Raw genomic sequence first — 21,574 nt, 5'->3', positions numbered from 1 at the left:
AGTATTCACGGCTATCCCCTGTATATTCAAGCATCACGATTTTTTGGCAATTATTATATAGTGCCTTGTACAAACTAATTTTGTTATGAATAGAGACAATTTGATGAATATTCATGAAATAAAAGTAAAATTTCATACTAAAAATTTACATTAATATACTGAATAAAAAAACTCACTGGCTTAGTATCAAGTGTCAAATCTTCCAATAATTAATATAAATAGGACTAAAAATCATGTCAAACAAATCACATAATAATAATGTAGAGAATAAGTCAGAAGATACGCCTACAAACAATGCAGTAACCTCTGTAGAGGTTTTAAAAGGAGACGACGTTATCTCAGAAGACCACCATTCTGATCAAGACGATAAATCTAGTAAAGATAATTTATTCGATAAAGATTATACGTCTAACAAAGACAGCAAGTCTGATAAGGATGACAAATCTAGCAAAGACGATAAGTCTAGCAAAGACGATAAGTCTAGCAAAGACGATAAGTCTAGCAAAGACGATAAGTCTAGCAAAGACGATAAGTCTAGCGAAGACGATAAATCTAGTAAAGATGACAAGTCTAGTAAAGATGATAAATCTAGCGAAGATGATAAATCTAGCGAAGATGATAAATCTAGCGAAGATGATAAATCTAACAAAGATGACACATCTAACAAAGATGACAAATCTAACAAAGATGACAAATCTAACAAAGATGACAAATCTAGTGAAGATGATAAGAATACAACGATAGCTAATATTTATCAGTGGGCTACCAAGCTTAAAGATGACTTTATGTCTGACAAAAGTAAGTCAGATGATAAAAAGTCAAGTGACAAAAAATCAGACGATGACACATCAGAAGACAATAAATCAGACAGTGATAAATCAGATAAAGACGACAAGTACAGTGCAACTGTCGCGAATATCTATCAATGGGCGTCAAAACTTAAAGATGATCTTAAGTCTGAAGCTTCTGGTATGACATATGGTGTTTCTGAAAAAGCGGTTGCTATGCTACTGAATAAACTTGTAGATGGCGTAGATGCTGAACTGGAAGCATTCGATAAAAAAGCCGAAGATTCTGAGCAGTCAGATACCAATAGGCAGTCAGATACCAATAGTAAGAAAGAGCGTCAGAAGATCGTTGAGAAAAAAGAAAAATATCAAGGCATGATTGATCAATTAGAAAGCTAATTAGAAATTTACTCTAAGCCCATTCTAAGTATATAAATCCAGTGTTAGCGTTTGATTCAAGACGCTAACACTGGATTTTTTATTACCTTTCTTAAGTATATCGATATCGCATTGGTATACCTTGTTGGCATCAAAAATACAATTAACGATGCAACATGTTTTTTACCCACTAAGACAACCGCTACAAACTACTTCAGTATGCTTCGATATTACCTTCTATCTCCTATCTTATATCTTCTATCCAAAAGCGATTGACTCTATATATAAATTCATAATATAACATACATTATATTCATTATTTAGAATATAAAGAGGTACTCTTTTCTCTATGAACGCTCATAAGAAGAAATACGGAGGGACCGCCATGATGTATTTAAGCTACACTCTCAAATGCTGGGCATTAGGTGTCACTTTTTTCTTAGTTTTTTACTTCATGGTGGTTATGAGTGACCCAAGCTTTAGCAAATATCTTTATATGCTGGCGCTTAGTACTTTACTATTTCCTATTGCTAAGCGCGCTATCGATGTGATTACAGATTTTTTTACATCAAAGAATGTATTATTCGACGGCTTATTACTTTCGATGTTGATTAATATTATTATTTGGGTATTTACACCATTTATTGTGGCATTAACTGTGATTGCCTTTATATGCTATAGCGTGGGTGTAATGACAGAGCATATTAGGCATTAATGTTTTCAAATAAAAAGGCGGGATTAACAATTGCTAATCCCGCCTAAACATTGGAAATACTTTCTGCTTTTAACCCACCTTGTCCCACATTTTGCTCAGGCGCTTCGGCGATACTGCCACACGGGTTTTCATCGGCTGAGCAAATAGCTGGATACGATACTCCTCCACCATCCAGCGATATTCGCTAATAGCTTCCTTATCCGCACGTCCTGCCAAGCGCTCCATGTGTAGATCTAACGCATAAACCCCATCCAAATCAGCATCCAGATTGTGTTCGAGTCGCTCAAGACGAATCTCTAGGGCTTCAAGATAACGCGGATATTGCTGCCAATGACTGTAATCCATCCGGTAAACAAAATCAGCCAAGTGCAGATCTTCTAGCTGATCTTCAATATCTTCGATAGACTCACCAAATATCTCACGATCCAGCATCAACAACCCCTGACGAATACGCTGCCAGCGGGTATAGACATTTTTAAGGGTTTTTATCACGCTTTGACCCGTCAATAAAAAGTTATTTGTCACCACATCTAATGTTTTCTCATACTCTTCGGAGGTAAACGGCAGCTCCTCGCTCAGACCGACAGCGATGCTATCGGCACTTTCAGGTATATCCGTACTGTGATCAAATAGTACATAGTGTTCTTCGAGCGCGGCGTCTAGTGCAGCATCAACAATAATGGTTTTGAGCTTCTCCATGTCGCCAAGCGGGGCAAAAGCCAGTTTAAATATTTTATCTATTTGACTGGTTAGCTGTTTTTTCTTTGCGCCAAGCTTGCCTTTTATTAACGTCAAAACACCGATGCGGTGCGCCTGCAATGCTGCATTGACGTCTGTATATTGATGAATCGATACAGCTTCTCCTGCCTCATCAGCAACCAATGCCGAAAACTGCTTCATCACCACGCCTGCACTGTGATGATTCTTACTAAAGGCAAAGTGCGCCGGAAACTCTGTATGGACGCCCTGCTGCTCGGTTACTGCTTGGCTGGTCTCAGATGCATGACGAATCTGTAGCGTTTGCAGATCGCGACCCTTTTCGATGATACGGTTTTTATCATCGACCACACTGATTTGTGGCTGCAAATAACGATCAATCGACGACGGATTGAAGCTCTCTGGCGTCACTGACATGATGCCGCGACGGTTTAGCGCTTGGCACAATTGCTTTAACAGCCCTTGACCACCCGTAGGCTGCAATTCATCAAATAGACTGTCAGCCGTATCCGGAATGGGTACAATTTGACGACGGATGTCTTTTGGTAATGACTTCAATAACTGCAATACCAACTCAAAGCGCCAACCGGGTACGCCCCATAGTAGCTCAATCGCGTCAAGCTGCGGCAACGCCGCAAGTGGCACACGAATAGTCACCCCATCATCATCACTAGAAGGATCAAAGACGTAGCGCAGTGGCAGTTTTAAATCACCCAATTTCCATACTTCTGGAAAGTCGCCCGTCGTTGGGGCTTGGCTATTTAGCACGTCGTCATCCGTGAAGAACAGATGCTTGCTATCGGTTTTTTCAACCTCTGCACGCCAGTCTTCAAAAGCTTTACGGCTGGCAATGTGAGCTGGGATTTTTTTATCATAAAATTGATAAAGCGACTCTTCATCAACCAACAAATCACGGCGGCGCAACTTATCTTCAATGCGCTCGATATCTGCGATTTTATCCATGTTGTGTTGTAAAAATGGTGCAGCGCGACCCAAATTACCGGTTACTAGACCATCGCGAATAAAAATTTCTCGCGACTCGCTCAGGTTGACTTGCTCATAATTAGTCAACTGCTTGCTGATAATAATGAGACCAAACAAGCTGATCTGCGCATATGCTTTGACACGCCCTGTCTTTTTCGACCAATGCGGCTCAAAGTAGTGATATTTTAATAAGTTGCCTGCCGCTGAGATAATCCACTCAGGTTCGATTTTAGCGACCGTTCGCATAAAGACTTGCGAGGTTTCAACCATCTCAAATGCCATGACCCAAGGTGGTACTTGTTTAAATACGGTACTGGCTGGGAAAATTTTGGCTTTTTGTTGACGCGCCGCTAAATACTCACCACGGTTTTCGGTTTTATGGGCGATAATTGACAATAAGCCCGTTAATAGTGCTCGGTGCAAGTTGGCGTATTTGACCGCTTTAAGTTCTTCATCCTCAATCGCAGTGGGATCACTGGTAACAGCTTCAATTGATGTGCTTTTAGCATTGTTTTGATCCGCAGTTTTTGCGTCACTCACATCGGTCAGCTTAAGTTCAGTCACCATTTGCACCAATTGACGATGCGTCTGATGCCATTCGCGCACACGCGGGAAGCTAAGATAGTTTTTCTTCGCAAATTGCTTACGCTGATTACCAGACAGCTTATTGCCGTCCTCATTTTTTTCAAACAAAGCCTTCCATAGACTCAAATAGAACAAGAAATCAGAATCATCTTGACGGAAAACCGCATGCTTCTGATCAGCCTGCGTGCGTTTATTCGCAGGACGTTCGCGCGGATCTTGTACAGCGAGCGCGGCAACCACGATCAGCATCTCACGAATACAGTCAAAATCAGAACCAGCGACTAACATACGTGCTAGCCTTGGATCAATTGGCATACGTGCCATCTGCTGACCGATACGAGTCAGATTGAGATGGTCCATGCCTTTTTTGGCTTTTGGCTTACTGGTTTGATTGGTAGCAGATTCACTTTTGGCAGTGATTGCACCCAATTCATCAAGTAGCTTATGACCATCAGTGACTAGACGACTATCAGGTGGTTCGATAAAAGCAAAATCATCCACGCTACCCAGACGCAGGTTTGCCATCTGTAAAATAACAGATGCTAAGTTGGTTCGCAGAATCTCCGGCTCTGTAAACTCCGGACGACCACTAAAATCTTCTTCACTATACAGTCGGATACAGACACCAGGTGCAACACGACCACAGCGACCTTTACGCTGATTGGCAGCGGCTTGCGAAATCGCTTCAATCGGCAGACGCTGCACGCGCGAGCGATACGAGTAACGCGAAATTCGTGCGAAACCCAAATCAATCACATAACGAATACCGGGAACCGTCAATGCCGTTTCGGCAACGTTGGTGGCGATGACGATACGGCGACCACGGCCTGATGGCTGAAAAATACGCTGCTGCTCTTCATAAGTCTGCCGCGCAAATAGTGGCAGTACTTCTGTATGCTTGGGCGCATGACGTACAAGTACTTCTTGTAACTCACGAATCTCAGCTTCAGTGGCTGCAAAGATCAAGATATCAGCTTGATCGGCATGGCCTTTGTTTTGAGCATCACTAAAGCACTCATCGACCGCTGCTACGACAGCACGTGGCAGGTTATCTTCAAAATCATCATAGCTGTCATCGTCAGAGCTGGTAACAGGCTCATCTGTGAGCGGACGATAACGAACCTCTACTGGAAAACTACGTCCTTCGACATTAAAAATTGGTGCAGGGACTTGGCGCTTCAGCTTGGCATCGTAGTGACTAAAATATTCACTAAAACGTTTGGTATCGAGCGTTGCTGACGTGATAATGACTTTTAAATCAGGGCGCTTGGGCAGCATCTTTTTGAGATAACCCATAATAAAGTCAATATTTAAGCTGCGCTCATGCGCTTCATCGATAATAATCGTATCGTATTTACTTAAGAAGCGATCATGCCCCAATTCCGCAAGCAAAATACCATCGGTCATAAGCTTGACGACGGATTGGGCTGATCCTTGCTCATTAAACCGAATCTTAAAACTGACGGTATTACCTAACTGCTCACCCAACTCTTCAGCGATACGATTTGCTACACTGCGGGCTGCCAATCTTCGTGGCTGCGTGTGCCCTATCTGTCCTGTAATGCCGCGACCTGCCAGCATCGCAAGCTTAGGCAGCTGTGTTGTTTTACCAGAACCCGTTTCGCCCGCCACGATGATAACTTGATTATCAATAATGGCTTGTACCAAATCTTCAGCCCGTTGACTAACGGGTAAATCGAGGTTTAACTTGTTAGGTAAATCATCAGGAATACTGTCTATGCGAGCCTGCACCATTTGCTGTGAGCGGCTCTTTATTTTGTCATATTGGGTACGTTTTTTAGCGAGTGCGTCTTCAGCTTTATTATTCTTATGGTCGTTATCACTATTTGTACTCTTTGATTTTCTACTGTTTACTGCCGCACGCGCCAACTCTCGCTCTAGACGGCTTAAATAATAGCTGTCTTTTGCAAGTACTGGTAAATCAGTGCTATCAACGATTGAAGATGTTTTCTCACTATCTGGTACGATAGTTGAATCTTCATTGTTTGGCATTACCAATTTTCTGTCTTCTTGATCATTATTTATAGTATAGGCGTCTAAAGTTGTATTTCTTGGAGTATTGGGCATATTTACTTAGGCTATTTATTATGTAGAAGTGATTAGATTATGGGGGTATTCTAGGTGTGATTCAAGTTGAACATAGTGTTTGGTTAAAGCTAGAAATACCTTTGCAATATTAACCCAGGCTTCTTATGTGTTTTTGCTGCCCTAACGTTATATAGACACTAAAACGATGAAAAGTACTATCCCAATACAAATACCGACAATAACCCACTTAATAAATTCTTTGATCAAGTTTTTCAAACCTATGAGCCTTATCTTTATGAGTGAGTGACTTATTGAGTATGGATACTAAAATTAATCACTAACAGTATAAATTGTCTGCTGATTAGTAGCAGCGCCCATAAAAAAGGTATGTATTTGCTGTAAGGGCAACCTAGGAAAAGGCAGGTGTAGGGAAAGTATTAATTTTTCTAGCGCCTCCATCTCATTCGCTAAAGCTTTAGCGATTTCAGGTTCAATCTGTGGATTTTCATAAAGATTGTTAATCAACCACGTCAATTGGGGAAAGCTAGTAGCTTCATGAATCTGATAAAGGACGGGCAGCATATCATCAGAAATTTCGCAGCGCGTTTTGCGGATCATACCGCTTTTGTAGTACATATCTAGAGACATATTATGATACCTTCCTTAAATTCTTAATACTTAAATAACCTACGTATTCTTTATCTTCTTTAATTTCAATATTGCTCGTCTCCATCTCAATGATAGGCTCAATCAAAAGCTGAATGTTTGAAACAAGATCACCGACGTTATATATATCGTCTATATCTACCTCAAATTTATCATCAATATGCGAAGCGGCATCAAAGAATGAGTTTTTATCTTTAAAGGTAAACGTTTTATAAAACTCACTCTGTTTCGCTTGTTTAATTGCGTCCGCTTGACTGGCAGCTACAACAAGTAGTTTATAATGAAACTCTTCAAAACTCCCCTGCTGATAGCCGCCCAAGTTTATAAAAAATAGCTTTAAATCAGAGTTGTTCTCTACTTGCTCGTTTGTCTCAATCAATTTAATTGTATAGTTATCAACTTTAGTAATGGCACGATACGAGTCAATATGCCATTTATTTTTTACTTCCGGCCAATGATTATTAATATCGGTTATCAATTCAGGTAGCTGACCTGCCACGCCAAAGAAAATATCGTGCTGTTCAATCAAGCGCCCTTTGGGACGACCGCCTAGTTGAACCATATATAGAGTCAGCATGTTGTGTAGTCCTTGTTAAACAATAATTTTTGAATGATGTTTTATGAATAGTTTTATGGTTTGACACCAACCGATATACCAATCTAATTATATTGATAATACTCGCCCTGTCTTTAAGGCAAAAGTCCAGTCTTTACGACCATTTTTTAGAGCCAATCTTGCTGCTGCTTCGTGGTCATAAGCCACCTTTATATGCTCGGTCTGCCAATGTTTTCTCTGCTCGGTCTCAACACATTTGATCAGTACATAATTCGCGTGAGGCGAATAAGTTTGCATCTTATGAACGATTGGTAAATTATCTTCATAGGCTGGATAACCTACACTACCTGTATTAATAACAAGCTGCCCTGATGACAATGTGACAGTACGTGGGATATGGGTATGACCACAGACAATAATTTTGCTTTCAATGTCACTTAGCAATGACAAAATAATTGCATCATCACGTACCATTGGCGTCCCTGTGGTGATATCTTCAAGTAAATATATCATGTCGTCGGTTGGTGACCCATGGCACAAATAGATATCCTCACTTAAATGACAATCAAATGGTAAAGACTGCATCCACTCTATCGCATCTTTCGGCAAATCTTTGACAATAAAATCCAGTGTCAAATTATCAGCAATGTCTGCTTCAGTCGCCTCATAAATTTGTCTGTCTTGATTGCCACGAATGGTAACGATCTTATTTTGATGCGTCATTAGTAAATCATATGTCGCCTTAGGAGCAATAGGCCCGTATAAGATATCACCCAGATTGACGATTTGATCGACATTACGGTGTTGAATATCAGCAAGTACTGCTTCAAGCGCAAACACATTGCTATGAATGTCTGAAATGGCAGCAATTGTGCTCAAATTCTTATTAAAATAAGTCACTTTTTCCAACTTTTTTCCAAAACATTATTTTACACGGCCTTTAAGAATAAAAGTGAATAAAAAACCCAATGTTCCATAAGCATGGAGACATTGGGTTTCTATTCATTACTATTGCAGCGTTGAAAATCGCTAGGCTATATTAAGAAGAAGTATGCCCATAAACCGACAACAAGGGTCGCGATAATATTGAGAATAACACCTGTACGCACCATTTCTGTCTGTTTTATCAGGCCAGTACCAAATACGATAGCATTTGGAGGCGTGGCAACTGGTAGCATAAAGGCACAAGAGGCGCCAATACCGATGACCAATACTAAGACTTCATGCGGTAAGCCCATCTGCTCAGCAATAGCCGCAAATACTGGTACTAGTAGTGCTGCCGATGCAGTGTTAGAGGCAAATTCTGTCAAGAAGATAATAAAGGCCGACACGGCAATCATGACCACGATAAGTGGTGCAGAAGACAGTGCGTTTGCCACCGTTTCACCCAGCACCAGCGAAGCGCCTGAAACCTTCAAAATCGTCGATAGTGCGATACCACCACCGAACAACATGAGAACGCCCCAATCAGTATTGTCAGATACTTGCTTCCATGACACCAGACCGAGACTGACCACTGCTACGGCTGCTGATAAAGCAACGACCGCATCAGTATCCGTAATATCTAAGGCTGCTCCGATTTGTTTGGAAAGTATCCAACTCAACGCAGTAACAATAAAGACGATGATAGTCACGATGCGAGGTTTGTTCCAAGCGATTGGTTCGTCTTCATTCAATGTGATGGTACGATTCAGGTTCGGTTTTAGATATAAATACATTGCACCTAATAATAGTGGCAATAGCACCAACATCATTGGAATACCAAATTTCATCCAATCAACAAAGGCAATATCGAGTGCTTTTGCAGCAATCGCGTTTGGCGGTGAACCAACGATAGTACCCAAACCACCTAGACTCGCTGAATAAGCAATACCCAGTAGTACAAAAACGAAGGTACCACGATCTTTTTCATGGTCAACTTGCGTCAAAATACCGAGTGCCAATGGCAGCATCATCGCTGCTGTGGCGGTATTCGATATCCACATTGACAGAAACGCCGTTACACCAAATATCAAAAATACGGCGGTGCTCAGTTTGCCACCAGACAGTGATAAAATCTTTAGCGCAATTTTTCTATCCAGTTGTTGCACATGTAGCGCTGCTGCTAAAGCAAACCCTCCGAAGAACAAATAAATAGTCGGATTGGCAAAGCTCTGTAAGCCAATCTCAGCATCAAAGTCCGGTATGCCAATCAAAGCACCCAACACCACGACCAACAAGGCAGTAATCGTAACGTGTAGTGCTTCCGTTAGCCAAAGCGCACCAATAAAGAATAACAGCGCCAAGCCTTTGTTGGCATTAATATCAAATGGCAGTACATTATAAATAATCATAGCAACAATCGCTGCAATAGCAACGACTATCAATCCTTTGCCTGTACCCTTTGGAAAGGTATCAGTAAATAAATACTCATTACCATCTTTTGGAAGATGGCTATCTAGTTTTTGCTCTGACATGAATTGTCCTTATTGTATTCAGAGTGGTCGTGAAATTGAGACTTACGACAATACGCGCCAGTCATAAACTGTCGTTGCATTAGCTCGGTACCTATTTGGGCGTTGCCATAATATCAGAATTATTTGTAGTCGAATATGCTCTGATTACATTTCGTACGATTGTCCCCACTATCTGGCTTTATAAAAATCTCTTTTATATTTCACTAGTGTTAATTTTTGTTTCTGACTACTTTTTATCTTCACACTTTTATTTGTGATGATTAACGTATCAAAATTACATAAAGCCTTCAAACATTCATCATTGAGCGCTATACAAGCCAAAATCAATGTCACATAATCATAAGGTTAAGCAGAAACACTAATAAAAATGACTAGGAGTATTTTATGCCAAACGCTAACAAAACAGATTCGACAACCAAAATGGCGCCAAAAGATATCAATCAAGATGGCCTTGCCAAAAAAGATCAACAACGCACAGATGATTCAGCGCTGGATATGATGCAAGGTATGCACGAACATGAAGATCATGAGCAAGAAGATAAAGAATAGTTTAGATAAGTAGAGAATGATCAAGTAAGCAGTTAGAGCATTAAACATTGTTTTAATGCTCTATAATTGACAGTACACTTTTAAAAAGCATTATTAAGAGTACCTTTAAAGAAAAAATACGCTTCTTATATTTTAACTGGCTGTCTTCTTTCTGGTAACTTTTGCACCATAGCACTATATAAGACAGCTGTTGTTGATACAATCGCAATGGGCAAAAATAATGCTCTATATTGAAATTGGCTGTATAGAAGTGCGCCTAAGACACTACCACCGCAAAAACATTGCCAAATAATCAATTGAAAGGTAAGTTTTGGCTTATCTATAGATCGACCAGCGATCCAGTTACCAATGGCATGACCCACATCTGAGGTCAAACCTGTTAGATGTGTGGTTCTAATAGCAGATGCACTATAGGTCGCCACCATAACATTTTGTAACCCGCAAGCCATGGCTGCCGTTAGCTGCCCTATATTATTCTCCTGCTGATATAGCCAATAACTGAGCACCAGTAATACCGCTTCAATACAAAGCGCAAGACTGTAGCGCTTTCCCAGCTTTAATGACTTTTGACCAATGATCACACCGCTCAATACCGCCCCTATTAAAAAAGTCAGCAATGTTGCACCAATAAACAAAACACTGCGCATATCTAAAGAAGCAATAGCGGTTGCAAATAAACTTACATTCCCAGTCACGTGAGAGACCGACAAAGTAGTGAATCCCATTAATGCAATTGTATTTACGCAACCTGCACTCAATGCCAGTAGCGCCCCACCCCACATTATCCATTTTGGTAATTTAGTTATCATATTTGTTGTCCAAAAATCAGTGCCAAACCATCTATCATTTGGCCAAAAAGGCAACACAGTTGCCTTTTATATTAAATTAAGTTAAACATTTACAATAACCAAATGGGGTTTAAATGGTTATTGTTTTGGCTCGTCGAGCAACATCAATTGTTCACTGATGGCAACGGTGTTAAAACCTGCATCAACAAACATAATTTCACCAGTAACCCCAGATGCCCAAGGTGACAATAAAAATAGTGCAGCGTTACCTACCTCATTCTGAGTGACATTGCGTTGTAATGGTGCAATCTTTTCGCTGATATCGAGCATCTTACGAAATGACTTTATACCGCTGGCAGCAAGCGTACGGATAGGACCTGCTGAAATAGCATTTACACGGATACCTTCGCCGCCCATAGAAGTAGCAAGATAACGAACGCTGGCTTCAAGACTGGCTTTTGCCATACCCATGACATTGTAGTTTGGTAACACCGAGATACTACCTTCATAAGTCAACGTCAACATAGAACCATGACGCATTGCCAATAACTCACGTGCCGCTTTGGCTAATGCAACAAAACTATAGCTTGAGATATCATGAGCAATATGACTGCCCTCACGAGTGGTCGCATTCACAAAATCACCGTCTAGCTGATCCATGGGTGCAAAACCAATCGCATGAACGACACCGTCAATGCCATCGCCCCAATGCGCATTCACTTGTTCAAAGCAAGCAGCGATAGAATCATCTGATGCCACATCACACTCTAATACCAAGTCTGCTTCGAATTGTTCCGCTGCCATATCGACGCGCTTTTTAATCTTGTCGTTTGGATACGTCAAGATAAGAGACGCGCCTTCACGATGTAGTGCTTCTGCGATAGCCCAAGCGATAGACAGTTTACTTGCAATGCCGGTTACAACAAATCTTTGGCCTTGTAGCAACATAGTATTCCCTTTTTAGTCGATAAAAGTTGTTTAATTAATGTTTTTTAATATAACTGTAAGTTCACTACAGTGTAAGAAAGCAAAATCTTTTACATTATACATAAAATATTTTAAGTGTACATTCGTAAACTATTATAACTTACGATGTTGATAAATATTCATTAAAAATTTAACTGCCACCACAGCAGTATGAAGTTAGTCAGATTTCAAGTATAATCACAACCCTCCCCAGCTTGCACAATTTTTATAAAAATCCTTTACATAATAGGATTTAGCGTTAAGCTACACCCACATTTTGGATGGCTGCCAAACTTATGAGTAACACCCCAACTATAACATCAGATTACCAAGAAAGCGTTGAATCATATCGTCAACTGATTGGCTCAACTGGCGAGGACTTAGAACGTCCGGGTCTTGAAGAGACGCCAATGCGTGCCGCAAAAGCCTTTGCTCACTTAACACAAGGCTATCATCAAAGCTTGGATGAAGTTGTCAATGACGCTCTATTTCCATCGAGCAATCGCGAGTTAGTATTGGTACAAAATATTGAATTCTATTCCTTATGCGAACATCACATGTTGCCTTTTCATGGCATCGCGCATATAGGCTATTTGCCCAATGGTCAGGTATTGGGTTTGTCAAAATTTGCTCGTATTGTTGATATGTTCGCCCGCCGTCTTCAGGTTCAAGAAAACCTAAGCGATCAAATAGCGCAAACCATTATGGACGTAACAGGTTGTCGCGGTGTGGCTGTTGTGATGGATGCCTCGCATATGTGTATGATGATGCGTGGTGTGAACAAACAACAATCTACTACCCGTACCACCTCGATGCTGGGTGAGTTTGTTCATGACAATCAAGCACGAATAGAATTTTTGACGGCGATACCTAGACGTCAACCAGCGTTTTAAATGACTGGGTTTGATTTCGCCCAAAATAATCGAATCAAACAAATCATTATTCTGCTAAAAAGGACATAGTATCTAAGCGATACTATGTCCTTTAATCCCTACCTACTCTTAAGCAACTTTGTCGCTTGTCTTTTCATCATCCACCAGCCCATCACTCGCCTGCTTAATTTTCATTAAAATATCTTTTATCTCAGATGCCGACATATAAGTCGGAACCGCATAGGTATCACTGACCTCTTTAGCAGCCGCTTTAGCAATCTTATCAAAGTCGCTGACCTGCATCCCTTTGACAGTTGGATTGATCCCTACGGTTTGAATCAAATCACGTACTTGAGTGATAAGATAGTCAGCTAGGTTACTATCATTCGTATGACTATCTTTAACGATACCGGTTCTTTTGGCCAGTGCCGCCAATCTCTTTTTGCTGGCATCACGGTTTACATCAAGTATATAAGGCAACACGATAGCGTTAGCACGACCATGAGGAATACTATAGTGCGCGCCCAACTGGTGAGCAATGGCATGTACATAACCAAGACCAGCCTTGTTAAATGCGATGCCACCGTAGTGTGCTGCTATTCCCATCTCTTCTCTAGCTTTTAAATCGCTACCGTCTTTATAAACCAATGGTAGATAGTGCATCACAGATTTGACAGCAGAGGCGGCATAATAATCTGTTTCCACACTCGCATTCACGCTCATCCACGCTTCTAATGCATGTGTCAGCACATCAATCCCAGTGTCCGCTGTAATATGTGCTGGCATGCCCTTCATAATGATAGGATCAATAGCAGCTGCTAATGGCACCATTCTTGGGTCAATAGATAGGGCTTTTTGATGGGTCTCATCATCTGATACTACCGCACCTAATGTCGCCTCTGAGCCTGTGCCCGCCGTTGTAGGGATACAATATAAAGGGGTTGCAGGTTTTCTTGCTTTGAGAATACCGATAAGCTTCTGAGGAGCGCAATCATTGCCTTGTGCCATCGCAATCATCTTAGCGGCGTCAATCACTGACCCACCGCCAATAGCTATTATCGAGTCACACTTGGCTTCTAATGATTGACGTAGTCCTTCTTCAACCACCTTAAATGTAGGGTCTGGCGTCACACCATCATAGACTGTATAACTGATATTGTGTTTATCTAAATAATTAGTGACTCTCGCCGGCACACCCAGTTTATTGAGCACTGCATCAGTGACGATAAAGACATGGGTATTGCCTTCATTGATAAGCATATCGCACAGCTCATCACAAGAAGTTTCGCCAACAAATAACATTGGTCTTCTGATAGGTATGACGTAAGAAAACGCTTTTAATACTTTGGCACGAGTCTTAGCAACTGCCAAATAACCAGCGTGCTGTAACCCATTCATACTTACCAACTTAGCCATACTGTTTTGTTTTTTCATGGGTACAAAATCCTTTTTAATAATATTAACCATAGCAATGGCGATTGTTTAATCAACCATTTATGCTTTCGATTGAACCAACAATAACGTTAGCGCAATCATCTATATAATCGAGTAACGGCTTCAACTCATTGTACCACCGCCATTTTGAGTGTGCCGCTATTATTATGAACGGCTATGTGCTGATATCTTGTGAGATTCTAATTCACTATGGAGTAGCAGTTTAGGCAAATTATTTGTATTGAGTAACGACGTTTCAATCCTCTTTTACCAACCATTGCTGATCATCTTGACTAAGACATTTTTCTTCAAGGTAAAAACCCCGCTTAGGCTAAATAATACCTGCCTGTAATAACTTTTTTGCATAGGGGTGTTGTGGTTTATCAAAAATATCTTCGGTATCGCCAGACTCAACGCATGTACCATCTTTTAATACCATCACGTGTTGACATAACGCACGTACGACCTTTAAATCGTGACTGATAAACACATAGCTGATATGCAGTTTTTCCTGAATTTCTCGCAATAATTTGACCACGGTCACCTGCGTTGTACTATCAAGCGCTGAGGTGGGTTCATCCAATATCAATAAGCTTGGCTTCATGATGAGTGCTCGCGCCAAAGCCACACGCTGACGCTGCCCCCCTGATAGCTCATGAGGATACCGCTGCGCAAATTCTACAGGTAGATGTACAGTGGCAAGACTGTCCATCACCGCCTGCTGACGAGCCTCTTTATCAACCCCTTGGACCAATAGTCCTTCTTCGACTATTTGCAATACGGTCATACGAGGATTGATACTGGCAAATGGATCTTGAAACACCATTTGAATCTGGGAGCGAAAGGTGCGCAGCGCTTTTTTAGACAAGGTTGAAATCTCTTGTCCATTAATCTGTATTTGACCGCTCACACGTGCTTGATTACTGAGTAACTGACTGAGTGCAAGGGCGATGGTTGTTTTCCCAGAGCCCGATTCACCAACAATACCTAGCGCCTGTCCTTTTTTTAGACTCATATTTACGTCTTTGACTGCGTCAAACCAGCGTTTCGTACCGCCAAACAAGCCTTTTTCGATTGGGAACTGTACTTGTAAATGATTGACTTGCAATACTGTCGCATGCTGGCTCTGCTCATCAGTACGTAACATCAATGCCTGCCCAAAATCTTGCTGGATAAGCGTACGCGTATATTCTGCCTGAGGCTGATTAAACACAGCGGCCGTTAGCCCCTGCTCAATCGTCTGTCCTTGACGCATGACAATAACCTCATCACTATAACGTCTGACCAGATTTAGATCGTGACTGATGAGCACCATTGCCATATTATGCTGATGCTTAAGATCATCTAATAGCTCAAGTATTTCATGTTGCAACGTAACATCAAGCGCAGTGGTTGGTTCATCAGCAATTAATATATCAGGCTGCTGGGCCAATGCCATGGCAATCATCACGCGTTGCCGCTGGCCGCCTGATAGCTCATGTGGATAGCGTTTGAGTTTATCAGCAGGATCAGTGATATTAACATCATCTAACAAAGCAATGCTTTGGTCTCGCCATGACTTTCTGGGTACACCGCTTAATCGCAGTGATTCAGCGATTTGCTTGGCAACGGTATGTAATGGATTTAATGCCGTCATCGGCTCTTGAAAGACCATGCCGATGCGTTGTCCACGAATAGCACGCAGTGAGGCATTACGCTCGCTGCTATTTGCTATCGGCAATGCAGCCATGCCTGAATAACTTGCCAGCTGCACTTCACCACGAATCGTCAAATTTTCTGGCAATAAACCCAATAACGCAAGACTGGCAATCGATTTACCAGAGCCAGATTCACCAACGATTGCCAAGGTTTGTCCTTGTCTGAGCTCATAAGACAGTTGATCGACTAGCGTTGCGTTGGTAGGCGTTACAATACTGAGTTTGTCTACGATGAGCACAAGCCGGTTTTGTTCATTGCTGTGGTTTTTTTTAGCGCTGTTATTTTTTGCGGTAGTCGTTGTCATATTAAGAACGCCTTGGATCAAACGCATCACGCAGCGCTTCGCCAACGAAGATAAGCAATGATAAGATAAAAGTTAAGCTAAAAAAGCCTGACAATGCCAACCAAGGCGCATCAAGGTTGTTTTTTCCTTGTACCATCAGTTCACCGAGCGATGGTGATCCAGGTGGCAACCCATATCCCAAAAAATCCAGCGCGGTCAATGCAATAATATTGGCCGTTAGGATAAATGGCAATTGCGACAAGCTCGACGCCAGCGCATTTGGCAAAATATGTCTTAGCATAATTTGGCTATCTGACACGCCAAGATTTCGGGCAGCACGCACATAATCGAAATTACGCGCTCGCAAAAACTCTGCCCTGACCAAGCCAACCAAGCCCATCCAACCAAACAACAGCATCATGGCAAATAGCATTGTGATACTGGGGCTAAACAAACTGACTAAGATAATAATCATAAAAAGCTGCGGCATACCGCCCCATACTTCCATAAATCGCTGACCCGCCAAATCTACCCAGCCTCCGTAATACCCCTGTATGGCTCCCACGATAATACCAATCAGTGCGCCCGCAAGCGTCAATGCCAAACCAAACAGTAGTGACACCCGCAACCCATAAAGTATTCGCGCCAGTACATCACGGCCCAAGTCATCCGTACCTAACCAGTTCTGACTATTGGGCGCTGCTGGATACGGTAGACCAAGCTCGACATTTGGCGTCTGATCCGCAAAAGGAATCGGCGGCATGACATAGTAACCCTGATCATTAATCAGGGCTTGTACGGCCGGATCTTTATAGTTGGTTTCAGTCTCAAAAACGCCCCCAAAAGTGGTTTCAGGGTAGGCTTTCAATATTGGGAAATAGTAATCACCTTGATATTGCACCAATACTGGTTTGTCATTGGCAATCACATTGGCTGCCATACAAATCACAAATAGCAGGGAAAAAATGAATAAAGATATCACTCCAAGACGATTGCGGCGAAAGCGATTCAGACGCGCTTGCCAGATAGGATTCAGACGACGTTTCTTTTGTGTAATGACAGAAGATGCTATTGAAGTTGGCGGATGACTTGACATTAGCGCCCCTCAAAATCGATACGAGGATCAATCAAATGGTAGCTTAAATCACTGATCAGTTGTAATAGCAGCCCCACCAACGTAAAAATAAACAGCGTACCAAAGATTACTGGATAATCACGCTGCTGAATGGCTTCAAAACCAAGCAAACCTAAACCATCAAGTTTAAAAATAATCTCTATCAGAAAATTACCTGCAAAGAAAATACCAACGATAGCGGCTGGAATACCGGCAATAATAATCAACATCGCATTACGAAATACATGTCCATAGAGAACTTGGCGCTCATTTAAGCCTTTGGCACGAGCAGTAAGCACATACTGCTTACCCAATTCTTCTAAAAAGCTAAACTTGGTTAAATAAGTTAAGCCTGCAAAACCTCCGACCGTACTTGCTAGAAGCGGTAACGCCAGATGCCAAAAATAATCTTTTATCTTACCCAATGTACTCAATTGATCAAAATTCTCAGATGTTAGCCCTTGGAGAGGAAAAATATTCCAGTAACTACCGCCCGCAAAGAACACCAAGAGTATAACGGCAAATACAAACACAGGAACCGCATGACCAATGGCGAGGAGCATAGCAGTGATTTTGTCAATACCTGAACCATGATGCATGGCTTTATACACACCAAGTGGAATGGCAATCATATAAATGAGCAGCGTACTCCAAAGCCCAAGCGAGATTGAGACTGGTAGCTTCTCTATAATAAGATCTGTTACAGATTGTCCCTTAAAAAATGACTCCCCAAAATCAAGCTGAGCATAGTTTTTTAGCATGAGCCAAAATCGTTCAGGAGCGGACTTGTCAAAACCATACTGTGCATTGATCGCCGCAACCATGTCTTCAGATAAGCCGCGAGTGCCCTGATATGTGCTGTTGCTGCCTGAACTACCCGCACCGATATTTCCACTTAAAGCGCTATCTTTTCCGCTTTGCTCAATGAGTGCCAGTTGTTGCTCTACAGGGCCACCAGGCGCTGCTTGCACAATCACAAAATTTGCCAGCAATATCAAAAAAAGCGTCGGCAATATTAGCAGTAACCTTTTTAAGATATAACGACCCATAATGCGGCTTCCTAAAGTAAACATACAATAACAAAGAAAATGGGTGGCTTGCTTTTACCAAGTCTGCATGACGACTAAAAGTTATTTTTAAGCTCACGCAGGGCAGCAAATACAGTCAAAGATTTTTCATCAGCAATATCTATTTTAGACTTCACACCTGCTATTACATTCGGCTCTTGTGCTCGCAAAAACACATTTACCGCTCGCTCATGCTCTAATGTGACGGGTAAACTCGGTAGCCCTTGAGCGGTCTTATTTTCTGTTTGTACCAGTGCCTGCGCCATTGCCTCATTAGTAGGCTCGATAGACAAACCAAAGCGTAAGTTGCTGGCAGTATACTCATGGGCTGGATATAGTAGCGTCTCATCTGACAGGCTGTCTAAACGCTTAAAGCTGTCATGCAATTGCTCAATCGTACCAGTAAAAACACGTCCACAGCCAGCGCTAAATAACGTATCACCGCAGAAGCAATAATGACGTCCTTCGATATCTAAAATATAGGCCACGTGGCTTGCGGTATGACCAGGCACCTCCCATACTTGAGCAGCACAGCCCCAGGCGCTCACCGTGCTACCATCTTTTATTGTCTGGTCTTCATCGACATTGTGCTCCGTATGGGCAACCAAGTGAGTCATAGGATAAGACTCTTGTAGCTCTGCGACGCCGCCGATATGATCATGGTGGTGGTGCGTGGTCCAAATTGACGTCAGCTCCAGCTCATTTTCTTCTAAATAAGCAATGACAGGTGCCGCTTGACCCGGATCAATAACGATCGCTTGTTTATTGTTTTCATTGATTAAGGTCCAAATGTAGTTATCATTAAAAGCCTTAATAGGGTGAATACGGATACTCATATTAAATCCTTACCAGTCGTTATTATTATTGCTCATATTTTTTTATACAAACACTTATGTATAGTCGTTGAATGTCAAACGCGATATGTTTTTCAAGCTCAGCCCTGATTTACTGCTTCAAGTAATTGTTGACGCGTGCTTCTGCCGCTTTGTCCGTCCACCAGTAATCAATACCAACCGCATTGGTCGGCAGCTTTTTAGTATGACGGTACTGATCCCAGTAAGCGACATTGGTGCCAGACTTGCCGTATAAGGGCACTATATAATGACCTGCTCTTAATAGGCGATCAAGCACATGCGTATAAAGAACAATTTCATCACGGTTATGAGCATTACCAAGTTTTTTAATAACCGTATCAATCACTGCATTTTTGATACCTGCTGTATTACTATTACCTACTTGGTCAGCCGCCTCGCTACCCCAAAAGCCAGCTTGTTCTGCGCCAGGGGACAAGCTTTGCGCGAAAACGTCAACTATCATGTCATAATCAAAACGACGCGTACGCTCATAATACTGCGGGCCATCGACTTGGCGTAGCGTCGCATCAAAGCCCAAACGCTTCAAATTACGAATGTAAGGCAGCAATACACGCCCCATCGTTTCGCCTGTCATCAAGATCTCAATTTTGGCAGGTTGACCACTTGGTTGATACAGCTTCATATCCTCATAGTAAAACCCAGCATCCAATAACAATTGCCGCGCAGCCAGCAGCCCTTCACGATTAAAACCACTACCGTTACTGGTTGGCAGCTGCCACTTTGCTAATACAGCCTGACGTTGTATTGGTTCAAGCTTGGATAATAATGGGCTGAGCACTTTCATCTCTTCGCTCGATGGTGTGCCTGTGGCAGCAAGCTCTGAACCATGAAAGAAGCTTTGCAAACGCTCATATTGACCATGAAATAACGTCTTATTCATCCACTCAAAATCATACGCAGCACTCAATGCTTGCCGCACACGAATGTCTTGAAAAATTGGCTGACGCATATTCATGACCAGCGCTTGCATGGGGACTGGATTTTCACTGCTGATGGTTTCTTTTTTAATCATGCCAGCCTCGACTGCTGGAAAATTATAGCCTGTCGCCCAGTTGGAAGCTTTGTTTTCAGGACGAAAGCGATATTGACCAGACTTAAACCCTTCAAAAGCGATCTCATCACTCTGATAATAGACAAACTTAATCATGTCAAAGTTATAGCGACCGCGATTGACCATCAAATCTCGTCCCCAGTAGTTAGGATCACGCACATAACTGACTGCTCGACCTGCATCGATGCGCCCAATTTTGTATGGTCCACTCCCCATCAATGGCGTCAACGTTATTTTTTCAAAATCTTTATCGATAGAAGACTTGGCAAATATAGGAAACTGTCCTACTGTGAGTAGAATTTCTTTATTATCGCTTGAGGCAAAAACAAACTTCACTTGTTGTTTATTAATAATTTGCACATCGCGAATATCGCCCAAGTAACTTCGAATATACATCGGCCCTTTGGTTAATAATGCATCAAAAGTCGCTTTGACATCGCTACTGGTGACAGGCGAGCCATCCCAAAACCGCGCTTTAGGATTGACATGATAAATAATCCAACTGGTGTCTTCTGGGTCATAGGTTACCTTGTTTGCCAGCTGCGGATACATGGTAAACGCTTCGTTTAATGATCCAGTCATCAAGGTATCATAGAGATAATCCGTACCGATCATGGCCACACCAGTGGTCATCCATTTATTCGCACTGTTGAAAGTACCACGTGCATCCAATGAAAGCGTACCGCCTGTTGGCGCATCCGGATTGGCATAAGGCATATAAGGCGCATTGATATACTCAGTCGGACTATTGTGCCCAAGTGCGGTGGTGGTAATTGGCGCAGCCAAACTGACGGGTATCCAGCTCATCGCAATGGTGAGTATGGCGGTTTTTAGCAGGGCATTTTTAGTCATCATAGCGTTACCACCAGCCTCCAAACGATACCAATGAATGTATTGAAAAATTAAAAGCTTATTAAAAGTGAGTAAAAAAGAGCAGCACCATAAAAATTCATCATAACAAACTTAGGTTTTTTCACCTAATG

17 protein-coding genes are annotated in these 21,574 nt (G+C 41.9%); 4 read left to right on the top strand and 13 right to left on the bottom strand.

Annotation, left to right across the window (positions count from 1 at the left end):
- The first annotated feature begins 233 nt into the window (after window positions 1-233).
- Window positions 234-1,187, top strand: a complete 954-nt coding sequence (locus CIK80_RS14345; protein ID WP_095570580.1) for a hypothetical protein — start codon at window positions 234-236, stop codon at window positions 1,185-1,187.
- Window positions 1,188-1,551: 364 nt separating this feature from the next.
- Window positions 1,552-1,881, top strand: coding sequence for a hypothetical protein (locus tag CIK80_RS14340; RefSeq protein WP_131539980.1), 330 nt, complete (start codon window positions 1,552-1,554; stop codon window positions 1,879-1,881).
- Between the two features lie 69 nt (window positions 1,882-1,950).
- On the opposite strand, the gene hrpA is transcribed toward CIK80_RS14340, so the two are convergent.
- From hrpA to CIK80_RS14315, 5 genes are all read right to left on the bottom strand, one after another.
- Window positions 1,951-6,180 (bottom strand): ATP-dependent RNA helicase HrpA, encoded by a 4,230-nt coding sequence (hrpA, locus tag CIK80_RS14335; protein WP_095570651.1) that lies wholly within the window; start codon window positions 6,178-6,180, stop codon window positions 1,951-1,953.
- A gap of 366 nt (window positions 6,181-6,546) precedes the next feature.
- On the bottom strand, window positions 6,547-6,864 hold the full coding sequence (locus tag CIK80_RS14330) for a hypothetical protein (RefSeq protein ID WP_095570578.1): 318 nt from the start codon (window positions 6,862-6,864) through the stop codon (window positions 6,547-6,549).
- 1 nt (window position 6,865) lies between these two features.
- On the bottom strand, window positions 6,866-7,459 hold the full coding sequence (locus CIK80_RS14325; protein ID WP_095570577.1) for a DUF1543 domain-containing protein: 594 nt from the start codon (window positions 7,457-7,459) through the stop codon (window positions 6,866-6,868).
- Between the two features lie 87 nt (window positions 7,460-7,546).
- Window positions 7,547-8,338, bottom strand: coding sequence for a metallophosphoesterase family protein (locus CIK80_RS14320; RefSeq protein ID WP_218830342.1), 792 nt, complete (start codon window positions 8,336-8,338; stop codon window positions 7,547-7,549).
- A 134-nt stretch (window positions 8,339-8,472) separates the two neighbouring features.
- The gene (locus CIK80_RS14315) at window positions 8,473-9,894 is read right to left on the bottom strand and encodes a DASS family sodium-coupled anion symporter (RefSeq protein ID WP_095570576.1); all 1,422 of its coding nucleotides are present in this window, start codon (window positions 9,892-9,894) and stop codon (window positions 8,473-8,475) included.
- Between the two features lie 384 nt (window positions 9,895-10,278).
- Between CIK80_RS14315 and CIK80_RS15380 the strand changes: the two genes are divergently transcribed.
- Window positions 10,279-10,443 carry a hypothetical protein gene (locus CIK80_RS15380; protein ID WP_179288405.1) on the top strand — a complete coding sequence of 55 codons (165 nt, stop codon included), beginning with the start codon at window positions 10,279-10,281 and terminating at the stop codon, window positions 10,441-10,443.
- A 125-nt stretch (window positions 10,444-10,568) separates the two neighbouring features.
- Here CIK80_RS15380 and CIK80_RS14310 read toward each other — a convergent pair whose 3' ends face one another.
- Together CIK80_RS14310 and CIK80_RS14305 are read right to left on the bottom strand one after the other, a co-directional pair.
- Window positions 10,569-11,252: a YoaK family protein gene (locus CIK80_RS14310; protein ID WP_095570649.1), complete on the bottom strand. Its 684-nt coding sequence runs from the start codon at window positions 11,250-11,252 to the stop codon at window positions 10,569-10,571.
- A 117-nt stretch (window positions 11,253-11,369) separates the two neighbouring features.
- The gene (locus CIK80_RS14305) at window positions 11,370-12,179 is read right to left on the bottom strand and encodes an enoyl-ACP reductase (RefSeq protein ID WP_062844645.1); all 810 of its coding nucleotides are present in this window, start codon (window positions 12,177-12,179) and stop codon (window positions 11,370-11,372) included.
- Between the two features lie 314 nt (window positions 12,180-12,493).
- Here CIK80_RS14305 and folE point away from each other — a divergent pair, with 314 nt between their 5' ends.
- A complete protein-coding gene (gene folE, locus CIK80_RS14300) occupies window positions 12,494-13,090 on the top strand; it encodes a GTP cyclohydrolase I FolE (RefSeq protein ID WP_179288404.1) in 597 nt (198 codons plus the stop codon).
- A 108-nt stretch (window positions 13,091-13,198) separates the two neighbouring features.
- On the opposite strand, the gene CIK80_RS14295 is transcribed toward folE, so the two are convergent.
- From CIK80_RS14295 to CIK80_RS14270, 6 genes are all read right to left on the bottom strand, one after another.
- Window positions 13,199-14,503 (bottom strand): iron-containing alcohol dehydrogenase, encoded by a 1,305-nt coding sequence (locus CIK80_RS14295; protein WP_095570574.1) that lies wholly within the window; start codon window positions 14,501-14,503, stop codon window positions 13,199-13,201.
- Window positions 14,504-14,834: 331 nt separating this feature from the next.
- A complete protein-coding gene (locus CIK80_RS14290) occupies window positions 14,835-16,505 on the bottom strand; it encodes a dipeptide ABC transporter ATP-binding protein (RefSeq protein ID WP_257011792.1) in 1,671 nt (556 codons plus the stop codon).
- A 1-nt stretch (window position 16,506) separates the two neighbouring features.
- Window positions 16,507-17,580 (bottom strand): ABC transporter permease, encoded by a 1,074-nt coding sequence (locus tag CIK80_RS14285; RefSeq protein WP_095570572.1) that lies wholly within the window; start codon window positions 17,578-17,580, stop codon window positions 16,507-16,509.
- Window positions 17,580-18,647: a microcin C ABC transporter permease YejB gene (gene yejB, locus CIK80_RS14280; protein ID WP_062844650.1), complete on the bottom strand. Its 1,068-nt coding sequence runs from the start codon at window positions 18,645-18,647 to the stop codon at window positions 17,580-17,582. The genes CIK80_RS14285 and yejB overlap by 1 nt, the downstream gene beginning before the upstream one ends.
- A 74-nt stretch (window positions 18,648-18,721) precedes the next feature.
- A complete protein-coding gene (gene gloB, locus CIK80_RS14275) occupies window positions 18,722-19,501 on the bottom strand; it encodes a hydroxyacylglutathione hydrolase (RefSeq protein ID WP_095570571.1) in 780 nt (259 codons plus the stop codon).
- A gap of 109 nt (window positions 19,502-19,610) precedes the next feature.
- Complete coding sequence (locus tag CIK80_RS14270; protein WP_095570648.1) at window positions 19,611-21,443, bottom strand: extracellular solute-binding protein; 1,833 nt, start codon at window positions 21,441-21,443, stop codon at window positions 19,611-19,613.
- Window positions 21,444-21,574 lie beyond the last annotated feature (131 nt).

It is taken from the genome of Psychrobacter sp. JB193, assembly GCF_002285555.1.
Classification (GTDB): Bacteria; Pseudomonadota; Gammaproteobacteria; order Pseudomonadales; family Moraxellaceae; genus Psychrobacter; species Psychrobacter alimentarius.
This window is presented reverse-complemented; position numbering and strand designations above follow the sequence as displayed.

Coding starts and splice junctions, on each gene's coding strand:
- CIK80_RS14345 (WP_095570580.1), top strand. CDS start 234: ATGTCAAACAAATCACATAATAATAATGTAGAGAATAAGTCAGAAGAT.
- CIK80_RS14340 (WP_131539980.1), top strand. CDS start 1,552: ATGATGTATTTAAGCTACACTCTCAAATGCTGGGCATTAGGTGTCACT.
- hrpA (WP_095570651.1), bottom strand. CDS start 6,180: ATGCCAAACAATGAAGATTCAACTATCGTACCAGATAGTGAGAAAACA.
- CIK80_RS14330 (WP_095570578.1), bottom strand. CDS start 6,864: ATGTCTCTAGATATGTACTACAAAAGCGGTATGATCCGCAAAACGCGC.
- CIK80_RS14325 (WP_095570577.1), bottom strand. CDS start 7,459: ATGCTGACTCTATATATGGTTCAACTAGGCGGTCGTCCCAAAGGGCGC.
- CIK80_RS14315 (WP_095570576.1), bottom strand. CDS start 9,894: ATGTCAGAGCAAAAACTAGATAGCCATCTTCCAAAAGATGGTAATGAG.
- CIK80_RS15380 (WP_179288405.1), top strand. CDS start 10,279: ATGCCAAACGCTAACAAAACAGATTCGACAACCAAAATGGCGCCAAAA.
- CIK80_RS14310 (WP_095570649.1), bottom strand. CDS start 11,252: ATGATAACTAAATTACCAAAATGGATAATGTGGGGTGGGGCGCTACTG.
- CIK80_RS14305 (WP_062844645.1), bottom strand. CDS start 12,179: ATGTTGCTACAAGGCCAAAGATTTGTTGTAACCGGCATTGCAAGTAAA.
- folE (WP_179288404.1), top strand. CDS start 12,494: ATGAGTAACACCCCAACTATAACATCAGATTACCAAGAAAGCGTTGAA.
- CIK80_RS14295 (WP_095570574.1), bottom strand. CDS start 14,503: ATGAAAAAACAAAACAGTATGGCTAAGTTGGTAAGTATGAATGGGTTA.
- CIK80_RS14290 (WP_257011792.1), bottom strand. CDS start 16,505: ATGACAACGACTACCGCAAAAAATAACAGCGCTAAAAAAAACCACAGC.
- CIK80_RS14285 (WP_095570572.1), bottom strand. CDS start 17,580: ATGTCAAGTCATCCGCCAACTTCAATAGCATCTTCTGTCATTACACAA.
- yejB (WP_062844650.1), bottom strand. CDS start 18,647: ATGGGTCGTTATATCTTAAAAAGGTTACTGCTAATATTGCCGACGCTT.
- gloB (WP_095570571.1), bottom strand. CDS start 19,501: ATGAGTATCCGTATTCACCCTATTAAGGCTTTTAATGATAACTACATT.
- CIK80_RS14270 (WP_095570648.1), bottom strand. CDS start 21,443: ATGACTAAAAATGCCCTGCTAAAAACCGCCATACTCACCATTGCGATG.